The sequence below is a fragment of the Noviherbaspirillum sp. Root189 genome (assembly GCF_001428545.1).
Classification (GTDB): Bacteria; Pseudomonadota; Gammaproteobacteria; order Burkholderiales; family Burkholderiaceae_D; genus Noviherbaspirillum.
In genome coordinates this window covers 37,752-62,757 of record NZ_LMHZ01000009.1, presented here as the reverse complement: position 1 = coordinate 62,757, position 25,006 = coordinate 37,752, and the positions used below count along the sequence as shown (strand labels likewise).

General features: G+C 56.5%; 19 protein-coding genes and 1 pseudogene. 14 read left to right on the top strand and 6 right to left on the bottom strand.

Annotation, left to right across the window (positions count from 1 at the left end; all coding sequences use genetic code 11):
* Nucleotides 1-107: 107 nt before the first annotated feature.
* Nucleotides 108-956 carry a posphoenolpyruvate synthetase regulatory kinase/phosphorylase PpsR gene (gene ppsR, locus ASE07_RS06640; protein ID WP_057290027.1) on the bottom strand — a complete coding sequence of 283 codons (849 nt, stop codon included), beginning with the start codon at nucleotides 954-956 and terminating at the stop codon, nucleotides 108-110.
* Nucleotides 957-1,200: 244 nt separating this feature from the next.
* Between ppsR and ppsA the strand changes: the two genes are divergently transcribed.
* The 3 genes from ppsA (at nucleotide 1,201) to ASE07_RS06625 (ending at nucleotide 5,228) form a co-directional block, all read left to right on the top strand.
* A complete protein-coding gene (gene ppsA / locus ASE07_RS06635; RefSeq protein ID WP_057290026.1) occupies nucleotides 1,201-3,558 on the top strand; it encodes a phosphoenolpyruvate synthase in 2,358 nt (785 codons plus the stop codon).
* Nucleotides 3,559-3,830: 272 nt separating this feature from the next.
* On the top strand, nucleotides 3,831-4,274 hold the full coding sequence (locus ASE07_RS06630) for an NfeD family protein (protein ID WP_057290025.1): 444 nt from the start codon (nucleotides 3,831-3,833) through the stop codon (nucleotides 4,272-4,274).
* A 27-nt stretch (nucleotides 4,275-4,301) separates the two neighbouring features.
* Entirely contained in the window at nucleotides 4,302-5,228 is a 927-nt protein-coding gene (locus ASE07_RS06625; RefSeq protein ID WP_057290024.1) for an SPFH domain-containing protein, read from the top strand.
* Nucleotides 5,229-5,468: 240 nt separating this feature from the next.
* On the opposite strand, the gene smpB is transcribed toward ASE07_RS06625, so the two are convergent.
* Nucleotides 5,469-5,918, bottom strand: coding sequence for an SsrA-binding protein SmpB (smpB, locus tag ASE07_RS06620; RefSeq protein WP_057290023.1), 450 nt, complete (start codon nucleotides 5,916-5,918; stop codon nucleotides 5,469-5,471).
* A 65-nt stretch (nucleotides 5,919-5,983) separates the two neighbouring features.
* Here smpB and ASE07_RS06615 point away from each other — a divergent pair, with 65 nt between their 5' ends.
* Nucleotides 5,984-6,415, top strand: a complete 432-nt coding sequence (locus ASE07_RS06615) for a type II toxin-antitoxin system RatA family toxin (RefSeq protein WP_057290022.1) — start codon at nucleotides 5,984-5,986, stop codon at nucleotides 6,413-6,415.
* Entirely contained in the window at nucleotides 6,408-6,698 is a 291-nt protein-coding gene (locus ASE07_RS06610; RefSeq protein ID WP_057290021.1) for an RnfH family protein, read from the top strand. Before ASE07_RS06615 ends, ASE07_RS06610 begins: the two co-directional genes overlap by 8 nt.
* 88 nt (nucleotides 6,699-6,786) lie before the next feature.
* On the opposite strand, the gene ASE07_RS06605 is transcribed toward ASE07_RS06610, so the two are convergent.
* The gene (locus ASE07_RS06605) at nucleotides 6,787-7,275 is read right to left on the bottom strand and encodes a DUF4124 domain-containing protein (protein ID WP_057290020.1); all 489 of its coding nucleotides are present in this window, start codon (nucleotides 7,273-7,275) and stop codon (nucleotides 6,787-6,789) included.
* Between the two features lie 162 nt (nucleotides 7,276-7,437).
* Here ASE07_RS06605 and guaB point away from each other — a divergent pair, with 162 nt between their 5' ends.
* Genes guaB through guaA form a run of 3 tightly spaced genes read left to right on the top strand, consistent with a single transcriptional unit; the run spans nucleotide 7,438 to nucleotide 11,565 of the window.
* Nucleotides 7,438-8,898, top strand: a complete 1,461-nt coding sequence (gene guaB / locus ASE07_RS06600; protein WP_057290019.1) for an IMP dehydrogenase — start codon at nucleotides 7,438-7,440, stop codon at nucleotides 8,896-8,898.
* A gap of 25 nt (nucleotides 8,899-8,923) precedes the next feature.
* Entirely contained in the window at nucleotides 8,924-9,964 is a 1,041-nt protein-coding gene (locus ASE07_RS06595; protein ID WP_057290018.1) for a GGDEF domain-containing protein, read from the top strand.
* Between the two features lie 20 nt (nucleotides 9,965-9,984).
* Entirely contained in the window at nucleotides 9,985-11,565 is a 1,581-nt protein-coding gene (gene guaA / locus ASE07_RS06590) for a glutamine-hydrolyzing GMP synthase (protein ID WP_057290017.1), read from the top strand.
* Nucleotides 11,566-12,041: 476 nt separating this feature from the next.
* Here the strand turns inward: guaA and ASE07_RS06585 are convergent, their stop codons facing one another.
* Nucleotides 12,042-12,329 (bottom strand): hypothetical protein, encoded by a 288-nt coding sequence (locus ASE07_RS06585; RefSeq protein WP_057290016.1) that lies wholly within the window; start codon nucleotides 12,327-12,329, stop codon nucleotides 12,042-12,044.
* A 412-nt stretch (nucleotides 12,330-12,741) separates the two neighbouring features.
* On the opposite strand from ASE07_RS06585, the gene ASE07_RS06580 reads away from it, so the two are divergent.
* Nucleotides 12,742-15,168: a hypothetical protein gene (locus ASE07_RS06580; protein WP_156396432.1), complete on the top strand. Its 2,427-nt coding sequence runs from the start codon at nucleotides 12,742-12,744 to the stop codon at nucleotides 15,166-15,168.
* 342 nt (nucleotides 15,169-15,510) lie between these two features.
* Here the strand turns inward: ASE07_RS06580 and ASE07_RS06575 are convergent, their stop codons facing one another.
* Both ASE07_RS06575 and ASE07_RS06570 read right to left on the bottom strand, forming a co-directional pair.
* On the bottom strand, nucleotides 15,511-15,705 hold the full coding sequence (locus ASE07_RS06575; RefSeq protein WP_156396430.1) for a hypothetical protein: 195 nt from the start codon (nucleotides 15,703-15,705) through the stop codon (nucleotides 15,511-15,513).
* Nucleotides 15,706-15,754: 49 nt separating this feature from the next.
* Nucleotides 15,755-16,150 (bottom strand): annotated as a pseudogene (locus ASE07_RS06570) (LysR family transcriptional regulator substrate-binding protein); the annotation flags it as partial.
* 1,102 nt (nucleotides 16,151-17,252) lie between these two features.
* Here ASE07_RS06570 and ASE07_RS06565 point away from each other — a divergent pair.
* From ASE07_RS06565 to ASE07_RS06545, 5 genes are all read left to right on the top strand, one after another.
* Nucleotides 17,253-19,469 (top strand): polysaccharide biosynthesis tyrosine autokinase, encoded by a 2,217-nt coding sequence (locus ASE07_RS06565; RefSeq protein WP_057290080.1) that lies wholly within the window; start codon nucleotides 17,253-17,255, stop codon nucleotides 19,467-19,469.
* A gap of 75 nt (nucleotides 19,470-19,544) precedes the next feature.
* On the top strand, nucleotides 19,545-20,999 hold the full coding sequence (locus tag ASE07_RS06560; protein ID WP_057290012.1) for a lipopolysaccharide biosynthesis protein: 1,455 nt from the start codon (nucleotides 19,545-19,547) through the stop codon (nucleotides 20,997-20,999).
* Nucleotides 20,996-22,633, top strand: coding sequence for an asparagine synthase-related protein (locus tag ASE07_RS06555; protein ID WP_057290011.1), 1,638 nt, complete (start codon nucleotides 20,996-20,998; stop codon nucleotides 22,631-22,633). Before ASE07_RS06560 ends, ASE07_RS06555 begins: the two co-directional genes overlap by 4 nt.
* A gap of 29 nt (nucleotides 22,634-22,662) precedes the next feature.
* Complete coding sequence (locus ASE07_RS06550; RefSeq protein ID WP_156396427.1) at nucleotides 22,663-23,970, top strand: hypothetical protein; 1,308 nt, start codon at nucleotides 22,663-22,665, stop codon at nucleotides 23,968-23,970.
* The gene (locus ASE07_RS06545; RefSeq protein ID WP_057290009.1) at nucleotides 23,900-25,000 is read left to right on the top strand and encodes a glycosyltransferase; all 1,101 of its coding nucleotides are present in this window, start codon (nucleotides 23,900-23,902) and stop codon (nucleotides 24,998-25,000) included. Before ASE07_RS06550 ends, ASE07_RS06545 begins: the two co-directional genes overlap by 71 nt.
* The last annotated feature ends 6 nt before the right edge of the window (nucleotides 25,001-25,006 follow it).

Genomic DNA, 25,006 nt, shown 5'->3' with positions numbered 1-25,006 from the left:
AAAGCCGCTGGTTGTCGCCAGCGGCCTTCTTTGTCATGTTCCTCGATCCGTGGACGGCAGGATTAACCGTGCGCAATCCTGCCCGGATGGTACTCAATATCAATATGTCAATATGCTCGCTTGTCTGACTTGATCTCCTGGAGAATCATTGTTGCAATCTCTTCAATGGATTTCGTCGTCGATGACATCCAGTTAATGCCTTCACGCCGCATCATCTTTTCGGCCTCGTTGACCTCATAGCGACATTGCTCAAGCGCTGCATACTTGCTGCCAGGACGGCGTTCATTGCGGACCTCGGCGAGGCGATCCGGGGTAATCGACAGGCCGAACAGCTTTTTCTTGTACGGCAGCAGGCCGCTCGGTAGCTTATTACGTTCGAAGTCTTCCGGAATCAGCGGGTAGTTGGCCGCTTTCACCCCGTATTGCATGGCGAGATACAAGCTGGTCGGCGTCTTTCCTGAGCGTGATACGCCAACCAGGATGACGTCCGCCGACGCAAGGTTCTGGTTCGACTGGCCGTCATCGTGAGCCAGAGAAAAATTGATCGCCTCGATCCGGTTCTTGTATTCGTCGGAATCGGCGATGTTGTGGCTGCGACCTATTGTGTGCGTGGACTTCACTCCAAGTTCCTGCTCCAGCGGTTCGACGAACGTCTGGATCAGGTCCATGTGCATGCCCTTGGAATGCCGTACCACCGAGGACAATTCCGACTTCACTAATGTCGAAAAGACAATAGGCCGTTTGCCATCGCGTTCGTAGGCGTCGTTGATCTCCCGAACCGCCTCGTAAGCCTTGTCCAGGGTATCGATAAAGGGTAGTCGCACTTCCTTGAAACGCAGTTCAAACTGGGTCAGCACGGAATGCCCGAAAGTCTCGGCGGTGATGCCGGTGCCATCCGACACAAAGAAGACAGTACGGTCGGCGGCGGGTAAGTGGTGTACGGGCAAGTCTGGCATAATCAAATTGAATATAGATCAACGGTAAGTGCGAAATTGTATAAAGCAGGATGCAGTTGCACGCTGTAAAATGACGATCAATTAACGACCAACATCGTGCTCACCAAGAATAACAAAAAGAACCGGGCGGCGAAGGCGCATATGCAGATTTCTTATCATCAAAACAGGTGTAGTTATGTCCAACGCAGTATCCAACGGGGTAACCCAGGGGGCTACATACGTAGCAGCCTTTGAAAATCTAAGAATGACGGACGTCGAGTCCGTCGGCGGCAAGAACGCATCCCTCGGCGAGATGATCAGCCAGCTGGCTGGCGCTGGCGTTCGTGTGCCTGGTGGTTTTGCGACCACTGCGCACGCATTCCGTGATTTTCTCGAGCACAGCGTCAATGGCGGCGCCACGCTCGCGCAGCGCATTGCCGATCGTCTTTCTTCCCTGAATATCGACGATGTCCGCGCTCTGGCGCAGGCTGGCAGCGAGATCCGACAGTGGATTATCGATACGCCTTTCCAGCCACGCCTGGAACAGGAAATCCGCGAATTCTACGACCGCCTGGTTGCCGATTCGTCCGCCGAAATGTCGTTTGCCGTGCGTTCCTCCGCGACCGCCGAAGATTTGCCGGACGCTTCATTCGCGGGTCAGCAGGAAACCTTCCTGAACGTGGTCGGTATCGACAATGTACTGGAAGCGATCAAGCATGTTTTCGCCTCCCTGTACAACGATCGCGCGATTTCGTATCGCGTCCACAAGGGCTTTACGCATGCGGAAGTTGCCCTGTCGGCCGGCGTACAGCGCATGGTACGTTCCGACGTCGGTGCGGCTGGCGTGATGTTTACCCTTGATACTGAATCGGGCTTCAAGGACGTTGTATTCATTACTTCCAGTTATGGGCTGGGCGAGACGGTGGTGCAGGGCGCGGTCAACCCCGATGAGTTCTACGTCCACAAGCCGATGCTCGAACAAGGCAAGCTGCCGATCATCCGTCGCAACATCGGCTCCAAGCTGATCAAGATGGAATTCACCGGCGAAGCCAAGGCGGGCCGTTCCGTCAAGACCGTCGATGTACCGATCGAATTGCGTAACCGCTATTCGTTGAACGACCAGGAAATCGTCGAACTGGCAAAGTACGCCGTCATCATCGAAAAGCATTATGCCCGTCCGATGGACATCGAGTGGGGCAAGGATGGCCGTGACGGCAAGCTCTACATCCTCCAGGCGCGTCCCGAGACCGTGAAGTCGCAGCAGAAGGCGACCGATGCACAGCAGCGCTTCAAACTGAAAAATACCGGCACTGTGCTGGCATCCGGTCGTGCGATTGGTCAGAAGATCGGTGCCGGTCCGGTACGCGTCATCCGTGATCCATCCGAAATGGAACGTGTCCAGCCTGGTGACGTACTGGTCGCCGACATGACCGATCCCAACTGGGAGCCGGTCATGAAGCGCGCCGCCGCAATCGTCACCAACCGTGGCGGCCGTACCTGCCACGCAGCGATCATCGCGCGTGAATTGGGTGTCCCGGCGGTGGTGGGCTGCGGCAATGCAACCGACATGCTGAAAGACGGCACGCTGGTCACGGTGTCTTGCGCGGAAGGCGATGAAGGGCATATCTACGACGGCCTGCTTGAAACCGAAGTGACCGAAGTATCGCGCGGCGAATTGCCGAAGCTGCCGTTGAAGATCATGATGAACGTAGGTAACCCGCAGCTGGCGTTCGATTTCCAGTCGATCCCGAACGGCGGCGTCGGCCTGGCCCGTCTCGAGTTCATCATCAACAACAACATCGGCGTGCATCCGAAAGCTATCCTGGAGTATCCGGGCATTGATGCGGATCTGAAGAAGGCTGTGGAATCGGTCGCACGCGGCCACGCATCGCCCAGGGCTTTCTACGTCGACAAGCTGGCGGAAGGCATCGCCACCATTGCCGCCGCGTTCTGGCCCAAGCCGGTCATCGTGCGCCTGTCCGACTTCAAGTCGAACGAGTACAAGAAGCTGATCGGCGGTTCGCGCTACGAACCCGATGAAGAAAATCCGATGCTGGGCTTCCGCGGTGCGGCACGTTACCTGGCCGAAGACTTTGCCGAATCCTTCCAGATGGAATGCGAAGCGATGAAGCGGGTCCGTAATGACATGGGCCTCACCAACGTGGAAATCATGGTGCCGTTCGTGCGAACGCTCGGACAGGCCGAAAAAGTCGTCAACCTGCTGGCTAAAAACGGTCTCAAGCGCGGCGAGAATGGCCTGCGTCTGATCATGATGTGCGAAGTGCCATCGAATGCGATCCTGGCAGACCGCTTCCTCGAATACTTCGACGGCTTTTCGATCGGCTCCAACGACCTGACCCAGCTGACGCTCGGTCTGGATCGCGATTCCGGTATGGAGCTGCTGGCGGCGGACTTCGATGAACGCGACGATGCAGTGCGTGCCTTGTTGTCCCAGGCCATCAAGGCCTGCCTCGCGCAAGGAAAATATATCGGCATCTGCGGTCAGGGACCTTCGGATCATCCCGACTTTGCCGAATGGCTGATGAAGGAAGGCATTGCGTCGATCTCGCTGAACCCGGATACGGTCGTCGACACCTGGCAACAGCTTGCGTCGGCGGCTTAATAGCGACACGCGGGTATGCTCCTGAAAAACGCGGACTTTCGGTCCGCGTTTTTTGTGCAGTGATTGTGTTGTATGCGGGCCAAAACGAAGTCGCCGTGACGCAAAAGCATTTGAACCGTCGCGGTTTTCGATTAGACTTGAGCCAACTTATTTCTGCACAACAACCAACAAAAACAGCTGTACCGTTGTTGTATTGCGCCCCTGTTGCCCTGATGGGTCACGGGGGCTTTTTATTTGTACAATGGAATCATGATGCCCAACGGGAGGTATGCATGTCAGACTGGATTTTTTGGTTCGGATTGGCTGGGGTGCTTGTCATCCTGGAGATGTTCAGCGGGACGTTTTACCTCTTGATGATAGGGTTGGGCATGGCGGCGGGCGGCCTGGTATCGCTTGGTACGGAAAGTCGGCCTGTACAGTTGCTTACGGCGGCGGTGGCAGGAATCATTGCGACGTATGCCTTACGCCGCAGCCGATGGTTGCGGCCTGCCCGTCATGACGCAACGAAGGATCCAAACATCAATCTCGATATTGGGCAAACCGTCCATGTCGACGCATGGACCGGCGACGAGGGCGAGCCCAGAACCGCGCGCATCCTGTATCGTGGCGCCTACTGGGATGCCGAATTGCAAGACGGTGTAGCGCCGCATCCCGGGACGTTCGTCATCAGGGAAATCCGTGGAAGCCGACTGATTCTTGCGCTCGGCCATCCATGATAACAATGAAAAGAAAAGGGAAACGCGATGGAAATTAGTTTCGGCAGTCTCAGTATCGTCCTGTTTATCATCGCCGTCGTTTTCGTCATCAAGACGATCAACGTGGTGCCGCAACAGCATGCATGGGTCGTCGAACGGCTCGGCAAATACCATGCGACGCTCGGTCCTGGCCTCAACATTGTCTTGCCGTTCATCGACAGGATCGCCTACAAGCATTCGCTGAAGGAAATTCCACTCGATGTGCCAAGCCAGGTCTGTATCACCAAGGACAATACCCAGCTCCAGGTCGATGGCATCCTGTATTTTCAGGTGACGGATGCGATGCGTGCTTCCTACGGTTCATCGAACTACATTGCCGCCATTACCCAGCTTGCCCAGACAACGCTGCGCTCGGTGATTGGCCGCATGGAACTCGACAAAACCTTCGAGGAACGCGATCACATCAACAAGGCGATCGTCAGCGCCATCGACGAATCCGCCGCGAACTGGGGCGTCAAGGTCTTGCGTTACGAAATCAAGGACCTTACGCCGCCGAACGAAATCCTGCACGCCATGCAGGCTCAGATTACGGCGGAGCGTGAAAAGCGTGCCTTGATTGCCGCTTCCGAAGGTCGTCGGCAAGAGCAAATCAATATTGCCAGCGGCGAACGCGAAGCCTCGATCGCGAGGTCGGAAGGCGAGAAGCAAGCTGCCATCAATCGTGCGCAAGGCGAGGCCGCGGCAATCCTGTCGATTGCGGAAGCCAGTGCCGAAGCGATTCGCAAAACAGCCGGTGCGATACGCGAGCCGGGCGGAGCGGATGCGGTTAATCTCAAGGTCGCGGAGCAGTATGTCGATGCGTTCGCCAAACTTGCAAAGACAAACAATTCCATCATTGTCCCTGCTAACCTTGGTGATATCAGCACACTGATCGCGAGCGCGATGCAGGTGGCGAAGGCGCAGCCGAAGGTTTAACGCGGATTTCATATTGAGGCACGCGCATCCGGGTCAGATGTGCGTGCCTTGAAATGCTAAACAAGCTAACTTTTTGTACTTCAGTTTGGCAATGTACTGCAGGAACCGCTCACGCGATAACGGTCAACGTCTTTCTGCTTACGGACCGCTGCTCACGCCGATTTATACCACCGCCATTGCAGTCATCATACTTGCCCTGCACCGTGCCGCAATGAGGCGACACCTGAAACGCCATCCCGGCTAACGCCGGTTCTGCTTCAGGATGGATTGTTGCTCGCGCTGCCAGTCGCGCTGTTTTTCGCTCTCTCGCTTGTCGTGCTGTTTTTTACCCTTGGCGAGGCCGATTTCGCACTTGATGCGGCCCTTGGTGTAGTGAAGGTTGATCGGTACCAGCGTGTAGCCGGCGCGTTCTACCTTGCCGATCAGCTTCTTGATCTCTTCACCGTTAAGCAGGAGTTTGCGGGTGCGCACCGGATCGGGCGAGACATGGGTCGACGCGGTCGCGAGCGGGCTGATGTGCGCACCGAACAGGAAAACCTCGCCCTTGCGGACAATGACATAGGCTTCCTTCAGTTGTGCGCGGCCCGCGCGGATCGCTTTGACTTCCCAGCCTTCGAGCACCATGCCTGCCTCGTATCGCTCCTCGATGAAGTAATCGTGGAAGGCTTTTTTGTTATCGATAATGCTCATGAATGTGGGAAAGAGGGCAGGTCAGTTAAAATGAAGCTTCGTATTTTATCAAACGGTTATTTGCAATGGCTGTCGTACACAAGTCCGTGTTGCTGCCCTATAGCGCTGAACAGATGTTTGCGCTGGTCGACAGGATCGAGGACTATCCAAAATTCCTTCCCTGGTGCGGGGGCGCCGACGTGCGCACGCGCGAGGGCAACAAGGTGGTTGCAATGCTGACGATCAACTATCGTGGCGTCAAGCAATCATTCTCTACCGAGAACACCAATGCGCCACCGACATCGATCAATATGGTGCTCATTGAGGGACCTTTCAAGCAGCTGCATGGTACCTGGAATTTCAAACCGCTTCGCGAAGATGCCTGCAAGATCGAATTCGAGCTGCATTACGAATTTTCCAGCCGGGTGCTCGAGCAGCTCATCGGTCCGGTATTCAACTTCATAGCCAACAGCTTTGTGGATTCCTTTTGCAAGCGGGCCGAGGTAGTGTATGGCTGATCTCCGGATCCAGGTTTGCTACGCCAGGCCGGAATGGCAATTTTTGCGGGTACTGAGCGTAGTTCCCGGGACGACAATTCGTGATGCGATTCAAGCCAGCGGGCTGCTGGAGGAAGCGCCGGAAATCGATCTTTCGACCGCACGCGTTGGCGTATACGGCAAACTGAAGGAGCTCGACGCACTATTGCGCGAGCATGATCGGGTGGAGGTTTACCGTCCGTTGATTGCCGATCCCAAGGATGCGCGCCGCCGTCGGGTCGCCAAGAAAGAACGGCAGAAGTAACGCTGTCATTTTCCAGACAAAAATCCCGGCATGCCGGGATTTTTCAACGTGGCCATTACCATGCAGGCCACCGATCCCATCGTTGTCCCTATGACTTGCAATCGTCCAGTACCCGCCGCGATTCCCTGACTTCCTTGGCGCGTTGTTCATCGGACAAGTACGAGCGCTCGCCATTTTTGTCCGTGCGGCTGATGCGCTCGCCTGACTCCAGGGCACGATGATATTCCTGCGCCCGTTCGCAATTCCTGGCCTTTTCCGAGGCGATCTTGGCTTCTTCCGCGGCCTTTTTCTCTTTCTCCGCACGCTCGGTCTGGCGCTTGCGGAACTCGGCATTCTTTTCCGCAGTAGTCATCTGCGATTTGGCCTCAGATGCGACCGCTTCGGCCGGCGCGGCGGCAGGCGTGCTGCTACCCGGTTGTTTCAGGATGCGGCTGGCCGGGATCGATGACGGCGGCGGCATGTCGGAAAACTGCTTAACGCCCTTGTCATCGAGCCAGACGTATTGCGCATGGGCGGCGCCGGCAAACCCCATGCAGATAAGGGCGGTGACAAAGGTATGACGGAAGAGGGTATTCATTGGGATCCTTGCATCTATGCCATAAATGGCCATACATGGATTTCGCCATGCTTTGCAGGTGCTGTCAATGAACTTGCCAACTGCTTATATTCCAAAGGGACCGAAAAACGACTTGTAACAAGGATTTCTGTATAATGCGGCTTTGCGCCTATAGGAAACACTATGCGTCTACTCCAAAAAGCACTCACGTTCGATGACGTGCTGCTCGTTCCGGCCTATTCGGACATCCTCCCCAAAGACACCACACTGACCACGCGCCTTACGCGCAATATCACGCTGAACATTCCGTTGCTGTCGGCGGCAATGGATACCGTGACCGAGGCAAGGCTGGCAATTGCAATGGCACAGGAAGGTGGCATCGGCATCGTTCACAAGAACCTCAAGCCCAAGGACCAGGCGCGCGAAGTCGCGAAGGTCAAGCGCTTTGAGTCCGGCGTCGTGCGCGACCCGATCACCATTCCACCGACAACACGCATCCGTGATGTGATCGCCTTGTCGGAACAGCATGGCATCAGTGGTTTTCCTGTCGTCGAGGGCAAGACGGTCGTCGGCATTATCACCAACCGCGACCTGCGTTTTGAAGAAGAACTTGACGCGGAAGTGCGCGCAAAAATGACCCCGCGTGAAAAGCTTGTTGTCGTCAAGGAAGGCGCGGAGCTGTCCGAAGCCAAGCGCTTGATGAACAAGCATCGCCTGGAACGCGTGATCGTGGTCAACGATGCATTCGAGCTGCGCGGCCTGATCACCGTCAAAGATATTCAGAAGGCCACCGAACACCCGAACGCCTGCAAGGATGAGCACGGCAAGCTGCGTGTTGGCGCCGCAGTCGGTGTCGGAGCGGACAATGAAGAGCGTATCGACCTGCTGGTCAAGGCCGGTGTCGACGTCATCGTCGTTGACACCGCGCATGGACATTCCAAAGGCGTGCTCGACCGCGTTCGCTGGGTCAAGAAAAACTATCCTCAGGTCGACGTCATCGGCGGCAACATCGCCACTGCGGCGGCGGCACTGGCACTCGTCGAGCATGGCGCCGATGGCGTCAAGGTCGGTATCGGCCCCGGCTCGATCTGCACCACCCGTATCGTCGCAGGCGTCGGCGTCCCGCAGATCACCGCCATTTCCAATGTCTCCGATGCGCTGAGGAACAGCGGCGTTCCTTGTATCGCCGACGGCGGCATTCGCTACTCGGGCGATATTTCCAAGGCACTCGCAGCAGGCGCCTCCAGCGTCATGATGGGCAGCATGTTTGCCGGCACCGAAGAAGCGCCTGGCGAAGTTATCCTCTTCCAGGGCCGCAGCTACAAGTCGTATCGCGGCATGGGCAGCCTCGGTGCCATGTCTGACGGTTCCGCTGACCGTTACTTCCAGGATTCGGCCAACAATGCCGACAAGCTGGTACCGGAAGGCATCGAAGGTCGTGTGCCTTACAAGGGCAGCGTGCTCGCCATTCTGTATCAGCTGGTCGGCGGCATTCGTTCGTCGATGGGTTATTGCGGTTGTGCGTCGATCGAGGAATTCCGTGAGAAAGCGGAGTTTGTCGAAATCACGTCAGCCGGCATGCGCGAGTCGCACGTCCACGACGTGCAGATCACGAAGGAAGCGCCGAACTACCGTGCGGACTGATCGCAGCGCGACTTAAGGCTCAAGCATGCTCATGACAAAATCGGCCGGCTCGCCAGGTGGCGCGTCTCCCGTAGCACTTCCCGAGCAGGTCGAGGTCCCCCTGGGCAACGACCCGGAGATGCTGCGCATCCGCCGTATCGGGAAAAAGCTGTTCGACGTCGCCAACTGCATCATCACGTTCGGTAATGCGATTCCGCCGGGCGTGGAGGACAACCCGTCGATGGCTGACCTGGAGACCGCGTTCTGTCATGACATTTCGCTGTCTGACGAAATCGTGGTTGTCCACGATGTACGCAGACATGCGTCCCTTGGCAGCCATCGTGCAGTGAGCGGTGAGCCTTATATCCGTTTTTACGCATCGTATCCCGTGCATAACCAGGACAGGGCGCTGATCGGCAATGTTGCCCTTGTCGATTACTCGCCGCGACCGGTATTCCGTGACGGCGACCGCCAGATGCTGGCGGACCTTGCCGCTCTGGTGGAACGCGAGCTGGAACTGCGCTCGGTCAACGCATCACAGCTCGACCTGCAGAAGAAGAACAAGAACCTGCGACGCAAGTCGCTGATCGATCCGCTCATCGGTACCTGGAACCGCGGTGCGATCATGCGTATCCTGACTATCGAAGCCATACGCTGCGACAAGCTCGGCCTGCCACTGTCACTGATTGTTGCCGATCTGGATTACTTCAAGAAAATCAACGATACCTATGGCCATCCGGCCGGCGATGCGGTCCTGGTGAAAGTGGCCAGTCGGCTGCGTTCCTGCATCCGTCCGCAGGAAGCGCTTGGGCGCTACGGTGGCGAAGAATTCCTGATTGTTCTGCCCGGCTCGTCGCACGTTACCGCGATGGCCGTAGCCGAACGCATGCGTACCGCGATTGCGGCGCAGCCCGAGGTGATCGGCAACGCCACGCTCAACCTGACCATCAGTGCCGGCGTTGCCTCGACAGACATGTTTGCGACCGCAACCACCGAAGAACTGATCAGCCGTGCCGACATGGCCCTGTATGCCGCCAAGGATGCAGGACGTAACAAGGTCATGAACGCGACTCCCGAATCCCTCTGATTATTAAAACACCACCTTCCATGCACTCTAAAATCCTCATTCTCGATTTCGGTTCCCAGGTCACGCAGCTGATAGCCCGTCGCGTACGCGAAGCTGGCGTTTTCTCGGAAGTTTTTCCTTATGATGTCAGCGAGGAGTTTGTTCGCAATTACGGCGCAGCCGGCATCATCCTGTCCGGTGGACCGAACTCCGTGACCGAAGGCGATACGCCGCGTGCGCCGCAGGCCGTGTTTGAAGTGGGCGTGCCTGTGCTGGGCATTTGCTATGGCATGCAGACCATGGCGGAACAGCTTGGCGGCAAGGTCGAAAATGGCAAGGTCCGCGAATTCGGCTACGCCGAAGTCCGTGCACGCGGTCACACCGCGTTATTGAATGGCATTGCGGATTTCGTGACAGCCGAAGGCCATGGCATGCTGAAGGTGTGGATGAGCCACGGCGACAAGATCATGGAGATGCCACCCGGCTTCAAGCTGATGGCGTCCACCGACAACTGTCCGATTGCCGGTATGGCTGATGAAGAGCGCAAGATGTACGCAGTGCAGTTCCATCCGGAGGTGACGCACACCGTCCAGGGCAAGGCCATGCTGGGTCGTTTCGTGCACGAGATCTGCGGCTGCAAATCCGACTGGAACATGCCCGACTATATTTCCGAAGCCGTCGAAGCGATTCGCAAGCAGGTCGGTACCGACGAAGTCATTCTTGGTCTCTCGGGCGGTGTCGACAGCAGCGTCGCCGCAGCGCTGATTCATCGTGCCATCGGCGACCAGCTGACCTGTGTGTTCGTCGACCACGGTTTGCTGCGCCTTGATGAAGGCGCGATGGTCATGAACATGTTCGGCAAAAACCTCGGCGTGAAAGTCATCCACGTCGATGCGACTGAACAATTCATGGGCAAGCTGGCAGGTGTCGCCGACCCGGAAGCCAAGCGCAAGATCATTGGCCGCGAGTTTGTCGAAGTGTTCCAGACCGAAGCGGGCAAGCTCAAGAACGCAAAATGGCTTGCGCAAGGCACCATCTATCCGGACGTGATTGAAAGCGCAGGCAAAGGCAAGAAGACAGCGCATACCATCAAGAGCCACCACAACGTCGGCGGATTGCCTGAGACGTTGAACCTGAAATTGCTGGAGCCATTGCGTGAGCTGTTCAAGGATGAAGTCCGCGAACTTGGCGTCGCTCTCGGCCTGCCGCATGACATGGTGTATCGCCATCCATTCCCAGGTCCTGGCCTGGGCGTGCGTATTCTCGGTGAAGTGAAAAAGGAATATGCGGACTTGTTGCGTCGTGCGGACGCCATCTTCATCGAAGAACTGCGCAACACAACCGATGACGAAGGCAAATCCTGGTACGACAAGACCAGCCAGGCGTTTGCCGTGTTCCTGCCAGTCAAATCGGTCGGCGTCATGGGCGATGGACGCACCTATGAATACGTGGTTGCCTTACGCGCCGTACAAACCCAGGATTTCATGACCGCGCATTGGGCGCACCTGCCACACGAATTACTCGGCAAGGTGTCCAATCGCATCATCAATGAAGTGCGTGGCTTGAATCGCGTGGTGTATGACATCTCCGGAAAACCGCCGGCTACGATTGAGTGGGAGTGATTCGATAACGTTCCACGCCGTTTCATATCGACCCCGAACTTCTCCGAAGCCCTTGTGTATCAAGGGCTTTCGCGTTTTTGGCGTCTCATCGCACATCACCCCATCCCGTTATTTTTGACGGTAATATTGACGGTCAAATTTGGGACAAGTCGCCTTGCGAACGGTCTACCGTCTTGCTGCTCTGGCGGTAGACGCTGACGCGACCATTGCCTGCATCGATCTGATGCACTGCGTTTGCGAAGGCCAGTTTTCACTCGACGGGTTGAGAGTACAGGGCCAAGCTGCGCCCACAGCCCGGAATGTAGTGCTCTCTGCATGATTGAAACGGAGCGCTGCACTGGTTGCAAAAGACATGCGGTTGGTGCCAAAGAAAAGTCACTCGCTCAAGCGTGAGATCGCCGATGTGCGGCAAGCGATTGGCCAGCGGGATTGTTTCGCGCATATGTTGCATTCAATTGGAATCGACTACTGCTTCGCTATTCCACCAGCACTTCGCGGGTGCGTTCGCCGGACACCAGTTTGAGCAGGATCGAAACATTGACGCCAAAAGACTTTCCATCGCATAAATCGCGACAGCAGCCGGTTTCGACACGCAGTTCATCGGTGTCTGGAAAGCTGACTGCGGTAATGAAGTCGATGATGCTAGCGTTGGCTGTGGCGGAAACATAGTCGGCGTTGGCGAGCCACATTAATCCGCCGGCGATGAAGGGTAGCCGTATCCCGAAAAGCTTCGTGATGTCGGTGGTCAGGTGATTGGATTTCATGGTTTCCCAGTCAATATCGGATATCTGGAGCGGGTGGGCAGCGCATAAATGGCTTCATCCGCGGATAGCGCCTTGCCCTTTCATCGTGGAGGTGGCAGGCAGCAGGTAATCGTTGCACCATTTGCTCAGTTTCAGGCTATGGCCCCAGCTTTTCTTGAATTGGCTCCGCGCATTGACCTACGCTGCGGCGATGGAACTTCGACGGAGCTCGCGTCACTCATAGGGAGGAAATTGTCCATCATTACGCACGCACCGGTTTAATGAGGAGTGCGCGTTGTGGTACCAAAAATGGTTGAGGGTCGCGACTTCGTGTACTACGCACGAAGTCCTTGTTTCGGTTGGCTGGATATTCACGGGAGTAGATATGGGCGGGATTTTTTCATGCTTCAGAGGAGACTCAACGCAAACGTTAGTGCGAGACCCCGCACCACCGCAGAATCAAACGCCGGTGCAGAATCAAACGCCGGTGCAGAATCAAACGCCGGTGCAGAATCAAACGCCGATGCAGAATCAAACGCCGATGCAGAATCAAACGTCGGTGCAGAATCAAACGTCGGTGCAGAATGCGCAAGCAGAGCGTGCCCGTTTCATGCGAAATATCCCCTGTCCTCCGCAGAGGAGAAAAACGATCGCTCCGAATCCATTGGTGCCTGAAAACACGATTGCCCGTTCATCCGGGATGGCGTTCATGACGAATGAGTTGCTGGGCGAGATCCTTGGGTACCTGTCCCCGGCGGACATTGCCAGCCTCGGCCAAGTAGACAAGGCTCATCATGAGAATGAAGCCATTGCGTATAGCCTGGGTGTGGCGAAACTGCATCGGCAGTGCAGTCAACTTGAATCTGGTTCCATGCTTCTGTCGTTGCTGCAATGGAATGAGCTTGTTGGTTACATTGATGCAGCCTTAATCTCGCTGCAAACCCAGTCAGGCGAACCCTTAACCACAGGGCTCTTGCGGCAAGACAAGGCTGACCTGTTTTGCAGGCTGGCAGGAAAAATCAGACTGGTACAGAACGACTCTCGATGGAATGCGGTGCAATTCATGTGCGACGCCATCAGGACCGGAACGTTGGTGGACTCGCCCCCCATGCAAGCCCAAGTGTTGGTGTCGTTGGCCGGCAACATCGTGGACTTGCTCGAGGCACACAGAACCGACGCATTCAATGAAATCTGGAGTGCTGCCGTAGTCCTTCCGGCTGCCGAGCAATTCATGGCGCTGGCGGCACTGAGCGGGGAAATCTCGAGCCTGTCCGAGATGGACAGACTCGACGCATTCAATGACATCCGGGAGCTTGCCGTCACTCTTCGACCTTTCGAGCAATCCGTGATGCTGGCGGCGCTGAGCGGGGGAATCATGAGCCTGTCCTTGGAAGACAGGTCCGACGCGTTCAATAGCATTCGGGCCGCTGCGGGCACCCTTCCGGCTGCCGAGCAATCCGTGGTGCTGGCGGCACTGAGCGAGCATATCTTGAGCCCGCTTTGGGTGGACAATCCCGGCCAATTTTCCTGGGTGGACAATCCTGGCCAATTCAATAGCATCCGGGACGCTGCCAAAGCCCTTCCGGCTGCCGAGCAATCCGTGGTGCTGGCGGCGCTAAGCGGGGGAATCGTTAATCTCTCAGAGATTAACACTCGCAACGCATTCAGCAGCGTTCACATCGCTGCCGTCGGTCTTCCGCCCGCCGAGCAATCCATGGTGCTGGCGGCACTGAGCAGGGAAATCTCGAGCCTGCCCGAGATGCGCAGACCTGACGCGTTCAATAGCATTCGGGCCGCTGCGGACACCCTTCCGGCTACCGAACGATCCGTGGTGCTGGCGGCGCTAAGCGGGGGAATCTTGAGTTTGCTCAGTCCAGACAATCTCCGGGCGTTCAATAGCCTCCGGGACGCTGCAGACGCTCTTCCGGCTACCGAGCGATCCATGGTGCTGGCGGCGCTAAGCGGGGTAATCTCGGGTCTGCCCGATGCAGACAATCTTGAAGCATTCAATAGCCTCCGGGATGCTGCCGTTGGCCTTCCGCCTGCCAAGGAATCTGCAGTCCTGACGACGTTGGCTGATAAAATTGTGGACTTTCCCCGGGCAGGCAGGCTTGGCGCATTCAATAACCTCCGGGACGCTGCCTTTGCCCTTCTTGGCACATTCAATAGCACATCGGATGCTGCAGTTGCACTTCCTGCGGCTGAGACGGCCGCAGCGGTCTTGGCAGCGTTGGCAAGCAAAATTGAAAGCCTTCCGCCGGGCAGAAAGCGCGACGCATTCAACGGCATATGGGACGCTGCCTCAGCCCTTCTCAGTGCACTCAATAGCATCCGGGACAATGACGATACTCTTCCTCTTGCCGAGAAAACCGCAGCAGTCTTGACAGTATTGGCCGATAAAATCGTGCACGTTCCCGAGACAGACAGGCTCGGCGTTTTCAACCGCCTCCAGGACGTTTCAGCTACCCTTCCGCCTGCCACGAAGAGAGTATTATTGGCAACCTTGGTTAATCAAATCAAGCACTTGAAGGCAGACGACCGAAGCGAAGCATCCGTGGCGTTTGATTCGTTTTCCGACGCCCGGGTGCAATCGGCTTTGGTCCGCAACTTGAAGCACGTGACGGCAGGTCAAGACGCGCTCACAGAGCTCCGTGACACCATGACGCGAACCAGTGCACTTTCGGACCTGTCGAAGGTTGAGGTGTTGAAAACAATTGCCCGAGAAATTCGTTATTTCCCGCCGAGCCACGGCAAAAATGAGATTGTCCAAGGTCTGCACGAAGCAGCGGACGGGCTGGCAGTCCCATTGAGGATGGCGCTGAGAATGCAGTTGCCTCTGCCTCAGGTACAAAACGCATAGATGTCATGCAGGAGATGGTGGCGGTCCGCCCGAGATCGATGGACTCGAAGCATTCCATTCCGTCATCGTCACAATCCACCGTGATGCAAAGGCGCGAGCGGCCCGTCACGGTGGAGACACACCTCAATCCTAATACACTTGCTCTGGCAATCGATTGATGGCTCGATCACGACAAAGGGAGAAGTGCGTCGTTTTACGCCCCACGACTTAAGGTTGACTGCGAATTCGCATATGCAGGAGCTTCTGACGGTAAAAGTGAACGAAGGAGCGGGCTATTGACGACGAGTGCAACGCCGGCAGGCGGCTCGGCGCCCCCGGAAAAAGACGCGATCTCATGGTGCGTTATGGGTTGGGATTGGTATAAGTCACCTGATCTTCAAGCAGTGTGCTGAGTCGCTCGGCAAGCGGCGAAAGATAGGCGCCGGCGCGAGCAACAATGCCGATTCCGCGACGTAAATCAAGTTCATCCTGTCGGACATCGAGCGGTCGAAAACCCGGGACGACGCCACTCGATTCAGCGCCGGCTAGGCTGAGCATCTGTGTGCCACGGATGAGATCGAAAAGAAGCGTACCGCCAAAATTTACCTCAATTCTCAAGTGGGGGTTGCGGAAGGGCTAGCCGGCGAAATGCGGAGTCGACTTGCTGGCGAAGCGTGAATTGGGAACCAGGCAGGAGCCATTCCTGATCGACCAGATCGTTGAGGGTCAGATTCTGGCGGCGGTGTAATGGATGGCCATCGTCAGCCATCACCGCCAACCGGTCGCTGAATAGTGCCCAGACGCGGAAGCTTTCATTATGCATCGCGAGCAATGGCACGATCGCGAGGTCAAGCGTACCTTGAGTGACCATGTCCAGCAATCCGCGCGCGAACCGTCTGCTCATGCATAGACGTGCCACGGGCCGTTCCCTTATCAACTGGCGACATGTCCTGACGATCAGGCCGGTAGGCATCGATGGGGAGTAACCGATCCGGAGAATGCCCTGTTCGCCGCTCTTTAATCAATGCATTTCCTTCATCGCGTCTTCATATCGACGCGGTTGATTTTCATCGAAAGGCCGGTCAGTGCGCTGATGCTTGCTATGGCGCTCCTGGCAATCATCATGGTCTTGCTTCCTGCATTGCGCAAGAAGCGTGAGGAGGCTTTCGCCGAGTAGGCGAAGGCCCGTTATATGTGAGTTCAGTTTCGCCATACAACATCGCCAATTTTTCCGAGCTACGCGGTGCGAGAACGCTTGATGCGCTGACACGAACGCGGATATGACGGTACAGGATTCTCGCTTGCAAGATGAAAAACCGACTGATTGGCGTAAGAGGGGCAAGAACTGCTTCACAGAACAGTAGCCAGGCCGAAGTATCGTTGAATGTAAAGCATCTCCCTGCGGATAGCCAAGGAGGGGCTTTTTATTGGGAACTGGTTTTTAAGCAAACTCTATTTAACGGTCGACAATATTCTGGACATAGTCCCGGTCATCTTCCTCATCAAATAAAGCTTCTGCAGATCATTTACTCACGTAGCTGAACTGCCTTCCGCACAAATGAAGAGCGACGGAAGCAGCCTCGGGTGCTGTCTGCGCTAAGCGCAATGTTGGAGCGCTAGCGTATCGACCCTTCTTTGTTTATCTATAAATAAGCCGTCATCAAATTCTTAGTTTTGTTAGAGCTGATATCGACCAAATCGTTAATGGCCTATTCATCATCTGGTCAATCGAACGTTCATGGTTATTCGTCGTTGAAATCAGACATGCTGTATTTATGAAAAGACGATCACGCAGGGCCATCGATTTCATCGGGACAAACAACAGAAAACGGCATGGTTCGGATCGAAAATTCGTACTTTTTTTCGTCGATCAGATCGCTACACTCATAGCGGTCTGCAGTGCCCGTCCAAGTGCATGACGAGGCAGGGCTCTATTCATTCATCAAGCAACCGGTAGTAAACGCGTCACGTGCCAAGCACGCGATGTAAAGAACACACGCATACCACCGCAGAGCCGCCGCACTGCATTAGCGAAACAACGCAATGGCATGTCCCGAACAAACGTTCCGGGCTTTCTGTCTCACCTTTTCGTAAAGTTACCGCCGATGAATTTTCCAATACAGCAGGTGCAGCCGAAAATCGGAAGCGACGAAGCCATCCATTGGCGAAAATATTTCTACATCCTGACCGACAATCTTTTCCTCATCCTGAGCATCGCTATGCTCGTCACATCGGCCGGCATTGCCTACGCCTTGCTTGCCACACCGGTCTACCAGTCCAACCTGCTTATCCAGGTTGCCGATGCCGGCGTGGCTGGAAGCCTGTCCGTCGAGAGCGCCTCGACTACTGAGCATAAGAAACCGGAAGCAGCACCTGAAATAAGCGTGCTTCGCTCGCGCCGCGTGGTATCGGCCGCGGTTGACAACACCATGCTGTTCCTGGACCTGCAGCCGAACTATTTTCCGCTGGTCGGTGCTTGGCTCGCCCGCAAAAACAAGGAACTTTCCACACCGGGCCTGTTTGGCTATGGCGGTTTCGTCTGGGGCAGCGAGCAGGCGGAAGTCACGCGCTTTGATGTGCCTAAATCTTTTGAGGGAAAGAGCTTCACGCTGATTGCGGAGGACGATCGCTATTATCGCCTGCAATATGATGATTTGGATTTGAGGGGAAAGATCGGTGAAGACGCGCACTTCGATACGAGCGATGGCCCGATCATCCTCAACGTCGCCAGGCTGATAGCGAAGCCCGGTGCCGAATTCAAGCTGGCGCGCGCATCACGTCTGGAGACAATCGAAGACCTGCAAACTGCCCTGAAGATCACAGAGACGTCAAAGCAGTCGGGCATCATTTCGGTCAGCCTGGAAGGCCGGGATCCCAAGCTCACCAGCACTGTCCTGTCGGCGCTTGGAAACGAATACATACGCCAGAACGAAGAGCGCAAATCACGGGACGCCGAGAAGTCGCTCGCCTCATTGAGTCGCCAGCTACCCGAGTTGAAACGCGAACTGGAACGCGCGGAGACACAGTACAACGCAGTCCGCAATGCGCGCGGCACCATCGACTTGCAGGAAGAAGCGAAAACCATCCTGCAACAATCCGTCAGTGCACAGATCCGTATGTCGGAACTCAGGCAGCGCAGGGAAGAGCTTCTGGTACGTTTTCAGGAAGAAAATCCCGCAGTGGAAAGCGTCAACCAGCAAATTCGTTCGCTGAGCCAGGACATGAGCGCGGTCGAAGCGAAAATCCGGCGTTTGCCGTCCATCGAACAAGATGTGCTGCGTTTGAGTCGTGACGTCAAAGTCAATACGGCCGTCTATACGGCAGTTCTCAGCACTGCTCAGCAATTGCAGCTGATCACAGCGAGCAAAGGCGGTTATGCCCATTTGCTCGACGCGGCCCAGGTGCCTGAGCGTCCGGTACGGCCAAAACCCATGATGATTGTGTCGCTGGCGGCGCTTGCGGGGATTGGTCTCGGCTGCCTGGCTGCCTTCTTCCGTAAATCGCTCTACGGGCGGGTAGACGATCCGGCAGAAATCAGTGAACAGCTCGGCCTGCCGGTTCGGGTGACGATTTCTCACAGCGAGGGAATGGCGCAGGCCACTGCCCGGCTGTCGCATGGTGGCACGGAGAAATCTGCGCTGCTATCTGGAATGCGCGGCGATAGTGCGATCGAATGCCTACGCCGGTTCAGGACATCTCTGCAAATCGACATGGCGGAATCCCGCAACAATATTGTCGTGATCACCGGACCGACGCCGGGCGTCGGAAAATCGTTCGTCTCCGCCAACCTAGCCGTAGTGCTTGCCTCGATAGGAAAAAAAGTACTCCTGATCGACGGTGACCTGCGTACCGGATTCCTGCACCGCCACTTCGGCCTGTGCCGCGTAGGAGGACTGTCCGAAGCCATCGCGGGTCGCATCGTGGCGGAGCATGCGATTCACCGCGATGTCGTCGATAACGTCGATTTCCTTGCGACCGGGGTGTTGCCAGCGGAGCCGGCCGAGTTGCTTGCGCGCCCCGAACTGGGAGACCTGCTGAGACGATTGTCCGCCGAATATGATGTTGTCCTCATCGATACCGCGCCGGTGCTCGTTGCTTCCGATGCGTCCGTTGTGGCGGCCCACGCCGGCGTGATGTTCAATGTGGTACGCGCGGGCGTCAGCACCGTTGAAGAAATTGAGGAAGCTGTCAATCATCTCAACGCGGCGGGAAGCCGTATCGCCGGCATCGTGTTCAACGACTCCAGGCCACGTTTCGCACGGTATGGCTATGGCTACGGGACGGGATATGGACGTTACCGCTACGCGGCAGAGGGAAAATGACGAGGTCTGCCGTTTGTTCCTCCGATGTTCGCAGTGGCAAGAATGCGCAATTCAACCCGTTCGCAAGGGGGGTCGATGCGTATCTCTAAAAACCAGTCATCGAACAGCGGTTTCCTGCGCAGTGTCTACGTGCTCGTCAGCGGTACGGTGGCATCGCAGATGATATTACTGCTTGCGGCGCCTCTCCTGACGCGCCTGTATTCCCCGCAGGATTTCGGCCTGCTGGCAGTGTTCATCGCCTTTCTGATGTTCATGTCGGCTGTGGTGAGCCTGCGTTATGAGCAGGCGATACCTCTGCCCGAAGACGCACGGGCGGGCGCCGCGCTACTGGTGTTGAGCATGGCAATGGCTGTCCTTGTCGCCACGTTGCTTGCCTTACCGACGATGTGGTATGCAAAAGAAATTGCCGCGCGGCTCAACGTGCCAGGCTTTGCCGAGTATATGTTTCTTGTACCGGCCGGGGCTTTGCTGATCGGCTTCTACAACGTACTGAGCCAGTGGGCAATTCGCACCAGGCAGTTCGGGCCGCTGGCGCGGACGCGTGTCAGCCAATCCTTTTTAGCCATTGCGATCCAGTTGTTTGGTGCGCCGCTTGGTCCTGTCGCGTTGCTCATCGGGCAGGTTGCCGGGCATGGCGCCGGCTCTGTTTCTTTGTATCTGCAAGGGGTAAGCAAGCATCGGCCGCTGCTTCGTTCTGTCGGCCGGCGGGATCTGGCGCAAGCTGCGAAGCGATATCGCCGCTTTCCCCTGTATGCAAGCTGGGGTGCCATGTTCAACACCATAGGATCGCAGTTGCCGCCGCTCTTGTTTGCAGCTCTGTTCAGCCCGGCCCTGGCGGGTACTTATGCGCTTGCCAACCGCGTGCTGTCAATGCCGATGCAGGTTGTTGGCAAAGCCATCGCCAACGTTTTTCTGGCCGGTGCCGCTGATGCGCGGCGCGAGGGCCGCCTTGGCGTTTTCGTGGCGCGCGTGCATGGAAAACTCTCGCATATCGGCATGGTGCCGACGCTGATGCTGCTGATGGCCGGTCCGGAAATCTTTGCCTTCGCATTCGGAATCCAATGGCGTGAGGCCGGTGTGTTTGCGCAATGGCTTGCACCATGGCTCTACCTTGTCTTCGTGACGTCGCCGATGTCCGCCGTGCTGGATGTGCTCGACCGCCAGGCGGCGGCAATGGCATTCCAGGCCTTGCTGCTGGCGGTGCGTATTGCGGCCATCCTGTCCGGCGCGTGGTTAGGGGATGCGCGGCTTGCGATTGCGCTGTTCGGAATGGGCAGCGCCCTGTGCTGGCTTGCACAGCTTGCATGGATCATCCGCGCCGCTGACGCACACTGGCGTTCCATGGCGATGGCGAGCGCCGCAGCGCTGGCCTGGGGCATGACGATTGTCTCACCGCTGATTGTCACACTGTATTGGGACATCGAGCGCGTCGGCCAGATCGACACCGCCGTCTGGTTGATGGCGTTGGCGCTTGCCGGCTTGTTGGCCATCGGGCGATTTACTTTTCTTCTCAAGAATGCATGGTCATGAACAATATCGAAATCCGTTTATCCGATCGACGCTGGATGCATTCCGCGACAAATGGTTTGCATTGGGGCGGCGCCGCATTTTCGGCAGGGCGCATCCGGCGCAGTCCTGACCACGCAGCGGAGCGCTTGCCGATCCCGGACGGCAGTGCGGCGCAGTGGTGCAAATCCTTATCTGCATTGAATGGATTTTTCGCCCTGCTGTGGTCGTCGCCGGAGCGGGTCGTAGCGGCAGTCGATCGCGTTCGCAGCATCCCGCTCTTCTACGGTAGCAGCCAGGGCCGGGTTTTTATCAGTGATGACGCCGAATGGGTACGGCAACGGGTTGGCGACGTGCTCATGGATCCTGTCGCGCGTGAAGAATTCAGGTTGGCTGGATATGTCACCGGAAGCGACACTTTGTATCGCGGTGTCAAGCAGTTGCAGGCTGGAGAGATGCTGCAGGTGTCCACAGACTTGTCCAAAACAGGCGCAGTGGCGACGCTGCAGACTTATCGCTACTACCGTTTCGTGCACACGGAACCGGCAGCCTGCGACGAGGTAATGTTGCGCGCCCGGCTGGACGCGAGTGCGGTTGCGGCCATGCAGCGGCTCATCGACCACGCCGCGGGACGACAGATCGTCATTCCCTTGAGCGGCGGTTACGATTCGCGATTCATTGCCTTGATGCTCAAACGGCTTGGGTATAAAAAGATCATAACGTTTACCTATGGCATTAAAGATAACAAGGAATCGGAATATAGCCGGCAAGTCGCCGCGGATCTCGGCCTGCCATGGCATTTTGTCGAATACAGTGAGGCGCAATGGCGGAACGCCTGGCACACCGAGGAGAGACATCGCTTCCAGCAATGGGCGTCGGGATGGGTCAGCCTGCCGCATGTGCAAGACTGGATCGCCGTGCGTTCGCTCAAGCAGATGCATATCGTCGATGACGACTGTGTGTTTGTGCCGGGACATAGCGGCGACTTCGTGGCTGGCAGCCATATTCCCAGGGATGCTTTTCAAAGCGGTCCGGTTGATACTGAATTGCTGGTGCGGCGTATTCTTGAGCGTCATTATGTGATCGCCGCATGCGCACAGACCGCAGATCAGAAGCAGGCTAAATGGAAGCAGAGAATTCTTCACCGCGCAGGCGTCTGGCATGTTGATACACACGCCGAGTTTGCCGATGCATTCGAGACCTGGGACTGGCAGGAAAGGCAGGCAAAGTACATCGTCAATTCCGTGCGCGTATATGAATTTTTCGGCTTCGACTGGTGGCTACCGCTGTGGGATGCGGAATTCATGGAACTCTGGCAAGAGGTGCCGCTGGCCCTGAGAAAAGAGCGTCGCTGGTACCTCGAACATGTCAAGCACCAGTACGCTGAGCAAACCGGCACAGGGGTGTCGGTCGTGCTCGGCAATTCAAGCGATATCAATACCCTTGGCAGGCTTGCCCGCTCGCTCCTGAAACGTTTTCCTCCAGGAACAAAGCATCACCTCAAGGCCTTACGCCATGTCTTCATGCCGCGCAAGCTGAAGAACGATTACCTGACATCTCACCTGCCGCCGCTCAAGGTGGTGCGTCTGCAACGCAACGGCTATTCGCCGATTGGCATGCTGGTGGAAGAATTCCTGGAGCCGGGTTCGCCGCGATGAAGATTCGAGCCAGTTTTCTTGTCATGCATATGGCTGCATTTTTAATCCTGCTGGCAGGATATGAACAATATGTATCGACGATCTACGCGTCCGAAGGGTTTGCCTGGCACCCCAACGATACCAAATGGCCCATCGCCATAGCGTGCGTCATCCTGTTGTCGCTGCTGACGCCTGTGCGTTCCGATCGTGCATCCAGGCTGTTTTTTCAGATGGTCCTGATACTGGTGCTGCTTCCCATGCTGGTGTTGTTCCATGCCGAAGATCAACCCGGCAGTTTTGTGGCGCAAGTTGTTGCGGCCTATATGTTAACGATTGCCTTGCGCAGGATCCTGCCGGTTGGTCCGCCAAAACGGCTGAGCGTGTCGTCGCATCGCTTGCGCCGCATTTTCTTCATTGCCACGCTGGCATATATCGCCCTGATCGTGCTCATGGGAGGCGGGAAGTATCTTAACTTCGATTTGGCCCGAGTGTACGAAGTACGCGCGGACGCCGCGTCTAACCTTCCCGACATCTTCGGTTATATCTCGCCAGTCATCGGAAAAGTGGTGGTTCCGATCGCTTTGGTCTTGTCGATTCTGTACAAGAAATACCTCACCGCATTTGCCTTTCTGGTGTGCTCGGTACTGATATTTGGTCTTACCGCACACAAGGCGCCATTGTTTTATCCCTTGCTTATTCTTGGCGTCTACTTTGCGTCGGCGCGCAAGCATGTCGCGCTGGTATTCACCGCCGCCATGGTCACGATATTACTGGTATCGATGGCGGATTTCTGGATCGCGCAAACCCACGAAGGCGCATTCTGGGGATGGATTGGGAAGCTGGTAATGCGGCGGGTTTTCTTCCTGCCGTCACAACTGAATTACATGTACTACGACTTCTTTATCAACCACGACTACGTGCTTTTTTCCAATAGCAAGGTCACCCTTGGCCTGGTCGACTATCCCTACGACCTGCCCGTGACCCACGTCATCGGCCGGGAATACTTCGACAACGAAAGCATGGGCGCCAATACCGGCTGGTTCGGCAGTGGCTACATGCAGGCAGGCTTCGCCGGAATCCTGCTGTATGGCGCAGTCGTCGCAGGGGTATTCAAGTACGTTGACGTGTGTGCACAACGATCGGGAAATCTTGCGCTGTCGACGGCTGCCGTCGCCGTACCGGTGTTTGCTCTCATCACCTCGTCGGATCTTCTGACCACATTTTTTACGCACGGCTTGTATATCAACCTGTGTGTCCTTGCCTGTCTCGTCCATAAGGAGTCTGTCCGTGCATATTGTCCACATGACCAGCGCGCATCCACGCTACGACACGCGCATTTTCGTCAAGCAATGCCGTAGTCTTTCAGCCCATGGGCACCGCGTGACGCTGATCGTCGCCGACGGCAAAGGTGACGAAGAAAAGGACGGCGTGCACATTCTTGATGTAGGACGGGTCAAGGGTCGGATCAGGCGCATGCTGCATAGCGCGTGGAAGGTCTATGCCAAAGCGCGCTCCCTGGGTGCCGACCTCTATCATTTGCATGATCCGGAGCTGATTCCCTATGCACTTAAATTAAAGAGCCTGGATAAGCCGGTGATATTCGATTCACACGAGGACGTCCCCAAGCAGCTATTGGGCAAGCCCTATCTGGGTCCTTTCGCCCTGCGTGCCCTGTCGGAAGTGTTTGCACTGTACGAGGCGTACGCGTCGCGGCGCATCGACGGCATTGTTGCCGCAACGCCCTTCATCCGCGACAAATTCCAGGGGTATCAGTGCCGGACTGTGGATGTCAATAATTTCCCGATACCGGACGAACTCGGCGATGCGCTTCCCACGACGCACAAGCGTCGCGAAGTGTGCTACGTCGGAGGATTGAGCGCCGTGCGCGGCATACGCGAGATGGTGCGCGCCAACGAATCCCTGCAAAGCGGTGTGCGCTTGAACCTGGTCGGGGCTTTCGCGGACACCGGGCTGAAACAGGAAGTGTCGACCTATGCGGGCTGGGCGATGGTCAACGAATTAGGTTATCTCGACCGTGTCGGTGTGCGTGACGTACTCTCTCGCTCGATTGTGGGCCTGGTCACACTGCATGCCGTTCCAAATCATCTTGATTCGCAGCCAAACAAGATGTTTGAGTACATGTCGGCGGGAATCCCTGTGATCGCTTCCGACTTTCCCCTTTGGCGCAGCATTCTCGAAAACAATGACTGCGGCATCTGCGTCGATCCGCGTAACCCGCTCGCCATTGCCGAAGCCATTGATTACCTGGCCACCTATCCCGACGTGGCGCAACGCATGGGCGCCAACGGCCGCGCCATGGTTGAGAATCGATACAACTGGGCAGTAGAGGAAAAGAAACTGTTCCGCTTTTACGCTTCACTGGTCTAGGAAAAT